Raw genomic sequence first — 6,946 nt, 5'->3', positions numbered from 1 at the left:
CCAAATAATGGAAGAAATAATGACCCTGGAAGATGCCGTGATGCTGCACGATCCACAGATTTTCCTCTGACAGGAAGGGCTTCAGGATCGCCGCCGCGACGTCGGGGTGATTGAACGCGCCCAGCGTGTCGCCGATGTCGTGGAGAAGCGCCATCACGACATATTCCTCGTCGCGGCCATCGCGGTGCGCGCGCGTCGCGGTCTGCAGGCAATGTTCGAGCCGGTCGACCGGAAAGCCGCCATAGTCGCCGCCGAGCAGCTTCAGATGGTCGAGGATACGCTTGCCGTTCTGCGGCGCGAACTCCTTCTGCTCGCGCGCGATGATGTTCCAGTCTTCCTGCGTCCCGTCGATCATCGAGCGGAATGTCGCATGCTCGTGCGTCATGTCGTTCATGGCAGCCTCTCCTTGTCGGCCGCCAGTCTACGTCATTCGTTGCTCTTTGCAACTCTCCGGAACCTCGCACACATCACTCGGGCGCGTAGGTCACACCATATTTGAGCGCCTCGTCGAGCGTCAGGCAGCGACGGGTCGATTTATTCTCTTCGGTCGCCACCGCCTGCTGGCGATACATGATTTCGGTCAGCAGCTTTCGCGAAATTCCCATACGGATCAGGAAATCATTGTCCTCGCTCGCCAGCAATGCCGAATCCTGTTCGATGTCGCCGATCAGCTCGCGCGTCGCATCGGTCCCCATCGCGACGCTCATGTCGATCGCCGAGCGATCGCCCGTGCGCGTGAACATGTGGACGATGAACAAGCCACCCGGATCGATGACGCGCGGGGCGCCGCCCATAAAAACGAAATTGCAGGCGCTGAAACAGGCCCAGCCAGAAGGAATGCGCGTCGTGACGCCGAGATTGGAGCGGATGATCCGGCCTGCCGCATTGCCCGCGCGCGCATCGCCGCCGGGAGAGCGAAGCCAGATCTCGCCAACGTCGGGATTGGCCTTCAGCGCCGCCGTCAACCGGTCAGGCAACCCGGGGTCGACGCGGCCTTCCGCCAGCATGACCTTCATGTCGCCGCGTTTTTCGACGGTCAGCGTCATCGTCGGATTGGTCGACCAGTTCGGGTTGAGCGGACAGGTCGGGTTCACCGGGTCCATGGCCGTCGCGCCCGTCAGGCCGGCAAGCGCCAGCGCCGCGACGCCGATACGCGCTGCCTTATGCCGCCAAGACATAACGCGATTCACCCGGCCCCTTGCACATCCGCTTGGTGACCTGCGTTTCCTCGCCATCGACGATGATGAAGTCGTTGACGTTCATACATTTCCGGCCGCCGCCCTCTTCGTTGATCGACGCCACGGTCGATGAACCGCTGACTTCGGGCCGCGTCGCGCTCGTCCAGTTCGCCGTCGCACCGACCTCTTCGCCGCGCGTTGCCTCCTCGGTCGCGGCGGCCGCCTGCACCTGTTCGCCAGGATCGAGGCGGCAGGCGATCGCATCGGTCAGCGTCCCGCTGACCTCCGAAATCGGCACATAGCTATAAACACCGGCCTTGCTCGCCGCGTCGCCGACGGCATCGTTCAGCACATTGCCGAGGATATTGCGGCCGATGCTGCTGCCCTTCTTGCCCTTGGGGCAACCGCCATTGCCCTCTTCGCTCGGCTTGGGAGCAGGGGTCGTCACCTTGCGGAGCAGGCCGCCGAACTGCGCCTGCGCCGGCGCGACAGCGAGCAGACAGGCCGCGAGGACGGCCGGAGCAGCCAATATTTTACGCATCATCGAATCCACCCTTGCCGCGCCCGGAACCGGGCCACCATGCGACCTTCATAAGGGCGGTTCATGCCACCCGCTGTGATTTTCATCAACTGTGCAAGATATGTCATCCAGACAGGTTGAATTAAGGCTGAATATGTCACAGTAACCCTGCCATGCTCTCGCAAAAGACCCGCTATACGATCCGCGCATTCCAGCATCTTGCCGACCATTGGGGCAAGGGGCAGGTGCAGCTCGCGGATATTGCGGAGGCGCAGAATATCCCTCCCAAATTCCTGACCGTGATCCTGTCCGAGATGGCGCGCGAGGGTCTGCTGATCTCGCAGCGCGGGCGCGACGGCGGTTACCAGCTCGCGCTGCCCCCGATCGACATCAGCTATGGCGACCTCGTCCGGCTGACGCGCGGTTCGCTTGCGCTTGTCCCCTGCGCCGCACGCAACGCGCACGAACAGTGCAAGAATTGCCTGCCCGAAATCGAATGCCGGATGCGCAGCCTGATGCTGAAAGTCCGCGACGACACCGCGTCGATCCTCGACCGCATCACGCTGGCCGATCCGATCAGGATGGAGCCGCTGTTCGAAAAGGACGAGGCGGCCGAATAGCGGTGTCGCGGTGCGGAATGGCCGGTTTCGACCGGAAGCTGCCGTATCTTCTCCCCTCCCGCAGGCGGGAGGGGTCGGGGGTAGGCAGCGACGGTGCGATGGCACACCCCGCTGCGGCTAGCCAGCAAGCTGGCAAGCCTCGCTGCCCCTCCCGCCTGCGGGAGGGGATCGTCACGCGCTTCCTAAACGACAACTCCCCACCCCAAGGCGGTCCTTGCCATCGCGTTCGCCAACAGCCCGCAACAAAAAAGGCCCGCTTTCGCGGGCCTTTTGAAGAAAATGGTGGAGCCTAGCGGGATCGAACCGCTGACCTCCTGCATGCCATGCAGGCGCTCTCCCAGCTGAGCTAAGGCCCCGTCCATTTCATCGTGCCGCTCTGGCCAATATCCTTGGCTGCTGCGACCGGGACGCCGCCTTTAGCAGCGCCGTCGGGTGATGCAAGGGGCCAAATGCATCTTTATGACGCCTTTTTGACCCCTCGCCGAAAAAATCAGGTTTCGACGTCCTCGTCGTCCCCCGTGGCAACCCCCAGATCATCGTCGCCGCCGAGATCGACGTCGTTGTCCGGCGAATCGCTGTCCTCATCGACATCGACGTCGAGATCCAGATCCTCGTCGACACCTTCTTCCTTGGCGACCTTGCCCGGCTTTTCGATCTGCTCGAACGGCATCGGCTGCTTCGACTTCAGCACCGATTCCGGGATCCAGTTGTAGCCGCAATTGATGCAGCTGATCGGATCGTCCTTGGTCAAATCATAGAATCGGGTTGCGCATTTCGGGCAGCTACGCTTCGTGCCCCATTCAGCCTTAATCATATATGCCTCGTAACCCTCTGGAAACAGGATAAAAATATCGGAAGAGCGACGGGACTTGAATAGCTATCCGTCAAATCGGCGTGCGCCTTGCCAGATTGCAAGGCCGCTGTCAAAAGCCGCACGCCATGACCGATCAAACCGCCACGCCGCGCAGCTTTTCCGCTTCCGTCCCGCTCAGGGGCCGGATCGCGATTCCGGGCGACAAGAGCATCTCGCATCGCTCGCTGATGCTTTCGGCGCTCGCGGTCGGGGAAAGCCGCGTCACCGGTTTGCTCGAAGGCCACGACGTGCTCGCCACCGCCGCCGCGATGCGCGCGATGGGTGCGACGATCGAGCGCCGCGACGATGGCGAATGGCGCATCCATGGCGTCGGCGTCGGCGGATTGCTCCAGCCGCGCGAAGCACTCGACATGGGCAACAGCGGCACCTCGACGCGCCTGCTCATGGGCCTTGTCGCGAGCCATCCCATCACCACGACCTTCGTCGGCGACGCCAGCCTGTCGGGGCGCCCGATGGGACGCGTCATCGATCCGCTGTCGCAAATGGGCGCCGATATCAGCGCCTCGCCGGGGGGCCGCCTGCCGCTGATGGTACGCGGCCTCGCGCCGGCCGTCCCCCTCGCCTACCGCCTGCCCGTCGCCTCGGCGCAGGTGAAGAGCGCGGTGCTGCTCGCGGGCCTCAATACGCCGGGCATCACAGAGGTGATCGAGCCCGTGCCGACACGCGACCACAGCGAGCGCATGCTGCGCGGCTTCGGCGCGGAGTTGACCGTTGACACCGACGCCGACGGCACCCGTCATATTCGCATCCATGGCGAGGCCGAGTTGAAACCGCAGACGATCGTTGTTCCCGGCGACCCGTCTTCGGCCGCCTTCTTCATCGTCGCGGCGCTGCTCGTTCCGGGGTCGGATGTCGTCATCGCCAACGTCGGCCTCAATCCGACGCGCGCAGGCCTTGTCGATGTGCTCAAGCAGATGGGCGGCGATATCGAACTGCTCGACGCGCGCGAAGTCGGCGGCGAACCCGTCGCCGACCTGCGCGTCCGCCACAGCGCCCTCAAGGGCATCGCCGTCGACCCTGCGATCGTACCGAGCATGGTCGACGAATTCCCGATCCTGTTCGTCGCGGCTGCATTGGCGGAGGGGCGTACGATTACCACAGGGCTCGACGAGTTGCGCGTCAAGGAAAGCGACCGCATTGCCGTCATGGCTACGGGCCTCAAGGCCATCGGCACACGCGTCGAGGAAAGCGAGGACGGCCTGATCATCGACGGCACCGGCGGAGATCCGCTTCCCGGCGACGCCACGATCGCGGGCCACCTCGACCACCGCATCTGCATGAGCTTCGCGATTGCCGGCCTCGTCAGCAAGGCGCCGGTAACGATCGACGACATCGCCCCCGTCGCTACCAGCTTCCCCAATTTCGAGGAACTTCTCGATCAATTGCAGAAAGGCCTGTAATCGACATCACTGACGGCGCTTTCCGACCGTGACAGGATAGTAGCTCGATTTCAGTATATTATGGGATTTGCGAACGATGAAATTCAAGACTGCGGCCTCGATGACCGCGCTGCTCCTCGCCCTTTCCACCGGGATCGCGCACGCCGGCGAAGCCATTACCGACCCGTTCGATCGCGCAGACGCCAGCTTCTCGCGCTATCCGCTCAACCTGCCGAGCACGCCGCAGGCAATAGGGCGGTTGGCCAATGGCGACGTTTGCGACGATGACGAGGGTATCGCCTGCGAGTGGGAAGACGACGCCGGCGTCCGTCATATTTTCGCGGGCGAGACCCTCGCGATCAAAACCGTCGACGCTGCGGCGCTCGGCGACCGCGACATCGGGGCATTGAATATCGGTACGGCGCGAACCCGCGACGAGGTGCTGAAGAAGGTTCGCGCCTTTCTTCCCGAAATCGCGATCGACTGCCTCGAACCGGGCAAAGCCGGGGAAGGCGCAGGCATCGCGTCGTGCGGCGGCACTTTTGAAAACGGCGGCTGGATCAAATTGCTGTTCGGCGCGGGCAACCGCCTGACGAGCGCGCGCATCGACGCGTTCCAGATCGACTGATGATCATCGCAGTCGACGGCCCTACCGCGTCGGGCAAGGGTACGCTCGCCCGGCAGCTCGCGCAGCATTTCGGCTTGCCCGTGCTCGACACCGGGCTGCTCTATCGCGCGGTCGGTTACCAGACGCAGCTCAATCACGGCGACGCCGACAGTGCCGTCGATGCGCTCGCCGCGTGCGACTTCCCCGCCAGCCTGCTGGACGACCCGGCGCTGCGTTACGAGACGACCGGCAGTCTTGCCAGCCGCGTATCGGTCCATCCCGCCGTTCGCGCCGCACTGTTCCAGCGCCAGGTCGATTTCGCCAACCAGCCGGGAGGAGCCGTCCTCGACGGGCGCGACATCGGCACCGTCATCGCGCCACACGCCGACGCCAAGCTTTTCGTCACCGCCAGCTCCGAAGAGCGCGCCCGCCGCCGGCACGCCGAAATGGTCGGGCGCGGGGTCAGCGTCACCTATGATGCCGTGCTCGCCGACGTTCACGCCCGCGACGCGCGCGACACCGGCCGTACCGACGCTCCGCTGGCCCGGGCAGCCGACGCAATGCTGCTCGACAACACGGACATGGACCGCGACGCTGCGCTCGCCGCCGCCATCGCCTTCGTCGAAGAACGGATGAAGCGCCGCGGCTAGAACCGGCTTTCCGCCTTGCTTTTGCGGGGGCCGAGGATTATATGCGCGCCGTCCGACGGGCTTTTCGGCAGGTCGAGGCATGGTCAAACCGCCGCTCGAAACGAGCGTCGGGCGCGATGGGACACACCCCTCGCGCCCATTTTGCTTTGCCCATGACTCGCCGGCAAGCGGTTCGAAGGATGCTGCGCCCTGCATCCGGCAGGCGTGGCGGATCGGCCACAAGACCAGCGGAACCAACCGCTTGGCCGGAACAAATGAAGTAAGGAAGACACATCTATGGCCACTACGGCTTTCCCGACGCGCGACGATTTCGCCGCGATGCTCGACGAATCGCTTGGTGGTGCCGACGGCGGCTTTGAAGGCCGCGTCGTCAAGGGCACCGTGACCGCGATTGAAAACGACCTGGCAGTGATCGACATCGGCCTGAAGAGCGAAGGCCGCGTGCCGCTTCGCGAATTCGCGATGCCGGGCCAGAAGGCCGACATCAACGTCGGCGACGAAGTCGAAGTCTATGTCGACCGCGTCGAAAACGCCAATGGCGAAACCATGCTGTCGCGCGACCGTGCTCGCCGCGAAGCCGCGTGGGACCGCCTCGAAGAAGAATTCAACAAGGAAGCCCGCGTCGAAGGCGTCATCTTCGGCCGCGTCAAGGGCGGCTTCACCGTCGACCTCGGCGGCGCCGTGGCGTTCCTTCCCGGTTCGCAGGTCGACATCCGCCCCGTGCGCGACGTCGGCCCGCTCATGGACCTGCCGCAGCCCTTCCAGATCCTCAAGATGGATCGCCGCCGCGGCAACATCGTCGTGTCGCGCCGCGCCATCCTCGAAGAAACGCGCGCCGAACAGCGCTCGGGCCTGATCCAGAACCTGGAAGAAGGTCAGATCATCGAAGGCGCCGTCAAGAACATCACCGATTATGGTGCGTTCGTCGACCTCGGCGGCATCGACGGCCTGCTCCATGTCACCGACATGAGCTACAAGCGCGTCAACCACCCGAGCGAAGTCATCAACATCGGTGACAATGTCCGCGTGCAGATCATCCGCATCAACCGCGACACGCAGCGCATCAGCCTTGGCATGAAGCAGCTCGAAAGCGATCCGTGGGAAGGCGTCGCCGCCAA

Annotated in this window: 9 protein-coding genes and 1 tRNA gene; 5 read left to right on the top strand and 5 right to left on the bottom strand. The window is 64.0% G+C overall.

Annotation, left to right across the window (positions count from 1 at the left end; all coding sequences use genetic code 11):
• From VGD20_RS11895 to VGD20_RS11885, 3 genes are all read right to left on the bottom strand, one after another.
• The coding region (locus VGD20_RS11895; RefSeq protein ID WP_331134649.1) for an HD domain-containing protein at nt 1–394 on the bottom strand (394 nt) is incomplete at its 3' end.
• Nucleotides 395–467: 73 nt separating this feature from the next.
• Nucleotides 468–1,178 (bottom strand): hypothetical protein, encoded by a 711-nt coding sequence (locus VGD20_RS11890; protein WP_331134648.1) that lies wholly within the window; start codon nt 1,176–1,178, stop codon nt 468–470.
• Nucleotides 1,162–1,722 carry a hypothetical protein gene (locus tag VGD20_RS11885; RefSeq protein WP_331134647.1) on the bottom strand — a complete coding sequence of 187 codons (561 nt, stop codon included), beginning with the start codon at nt 1,720–1,722 and terminating at the stop codon, nt 1,162–1,164. Before VGD20_RS11885 ends, VGD20_RS11890 begins: the two co-directional genes overlap by 17 nt.
• Nucleotides 1,723–1,871: 149 nt before the next feature.
• Here VGD20_RS11885 and VGD20_RS11880 point away from each other — a divergent pair, with 149 nt between their 5' ends.
• Nucleotides 1,872–2,318 (top strand): Rrf2 family transcriptional regulator, encoded by a 447-nt coding sequence (locus tag VGD20_RS11880; protein WP_331134646.1) that lies wholly within the window; start codon nt 1,872–1,874, stop codon nt 2,316–2,318.
• 280 nt (nt 2,319–2,598) lie between these two features.
• Here VGD20_RS11880 and VGD20_RS11875 read toward each other — a convergent pair.
• Nucleotides 2,599–2,674, bottom strand: a tRNA-Ala gene (locus VGD20_RS11875).
• 134 nt (nt 2,675–2,808) lie between these two features.
• On the bottom strand, nt 2,809–3,132 hold the full coding sequence (locus VGD20_RS11870; RefSeq protein ID WP_331134645.1) for a TIGR02300 family protein: 324 nt from the start codon (nt 3,130–3,132) through the stop codon (nt 2,809–2,811).
• Nucleotides 3,133–3,257: 125 nt separating this feature from the next.
• On the opposite strand from VGD20_RS11870, the gene aroA reads away from it, so the two are divergent.
• From aroA to VGD20_RS11850, 4 genes are all read left to right on the top strand, one after another.
• The gene (gene aroA / locus VGD20_RS11865) at nt 3,258–4,592 is read left to right on the top strand and encodes a 3-phosphoshikimate 1-carboxyvinyltransferase (RefSeq protein WP_331134644.1); all 1,335 of its coding nucleotides are present in this window, start codon (nt 3,258–3,260) and stop codon (nt 4,590–4,592) included.
• A 76-nt stretch (nt 4,593–4,668) separates the two neighbouring features.
• Nucleotides 4,669–5,199: a hypothetical protein gene (locus tag VGD20_RS11860; RefSeq protein WP_331134643.1), complete on the top strand. Its 531-nt coding sequence runs from the start codon at nt 4,669–4,671 to the stop codon at nt 5,197–5,199.
• On the top strand, nt 5,199–5,828 hold the full coding sequence (locus VGD20_RS11855; RefSeq protein WP_331134642.1) for a d(CMP) kinase: 630 nt from the start codon (nt 5,199–5,201) through the stop codon (nt 5,826–5,828). The genes VGD20_RS11860 and VGD20_RS11855 overlap by 1 nt, the downstream gene beginning before the upstream one ends.
• 276 nt (nt 5,829–6,104) lie before the next feature.
• Nucleotides 6,105–6,946 (top strand): S1 RNA-binding domain-containing protein (locus VGD20_RS11850; protein WP_331134641.1); only part of this gene is annotated, 842 nt, incomplete at its 3' end.

It is taken from the genome of Sphingopyxis sp., from assembly GCF_036402335.1.
In the GTDB taxonomy this organism is placed as follows: Bacteria; Pseudomonadota; Alphaproteobacteria; order Sphingomonadales; family Sphingomonadaceae; genus Sphingopyxis.
This window is presented reverse-complemented; position numbering and strand designations above follow the sequence as displayed.

Coding starts and splice junctions, on each gene's coding strand:
- VGD20_RS11890 (WP_331134648.1), bottom strand. CDS start 1,178: ATGTCTTGGCGGCATAAGGCAGCGCGTATCGGCGTCGCGGCGCTGGCG.
- VGD20_RS11885 (WP_331134647.1), bottom strand. CDS start 1,722: ATGATGCGTAAAATATTGGCTGCTCCGGCCGTCCTCGCGGCCTGTCTG.
- VGD20_RS11880 (WP_331134646.1), top strand. CDS start 1,872: ATGCTCTCGCAAAAGACCCGCTATACGATCCGCGCATTCCAGCATCTT.
- VGD20_RS11870 (WP_331134645.1), bottom strand. CDS start 3,132: ATGATTAAGGCTGAATGGGGCACGAAGCGTAGCTGCCCGAAATGCGCA.
- aroA (WP_331134644.1), top strand. CDS start 3,258: ATGACCGATCAAACCGCCACGCCGCGCAGCTTTTCCGCTTCCGTCCCG.
- VGD20_RS11860 (WP_331134643.1), top strand. CDS start 4,669: ATGAAATTCAAGACTGCGGCCTCGATGACCGCGCTGCTCCTCGCCCTT.
- VGD20_RS11855 (WP_331134642.1), top strand. CDS start 5,199: ATGATCATCGCAGTCGACGGCCCTACCGCGTCGGGCAAGGGTACGCTC.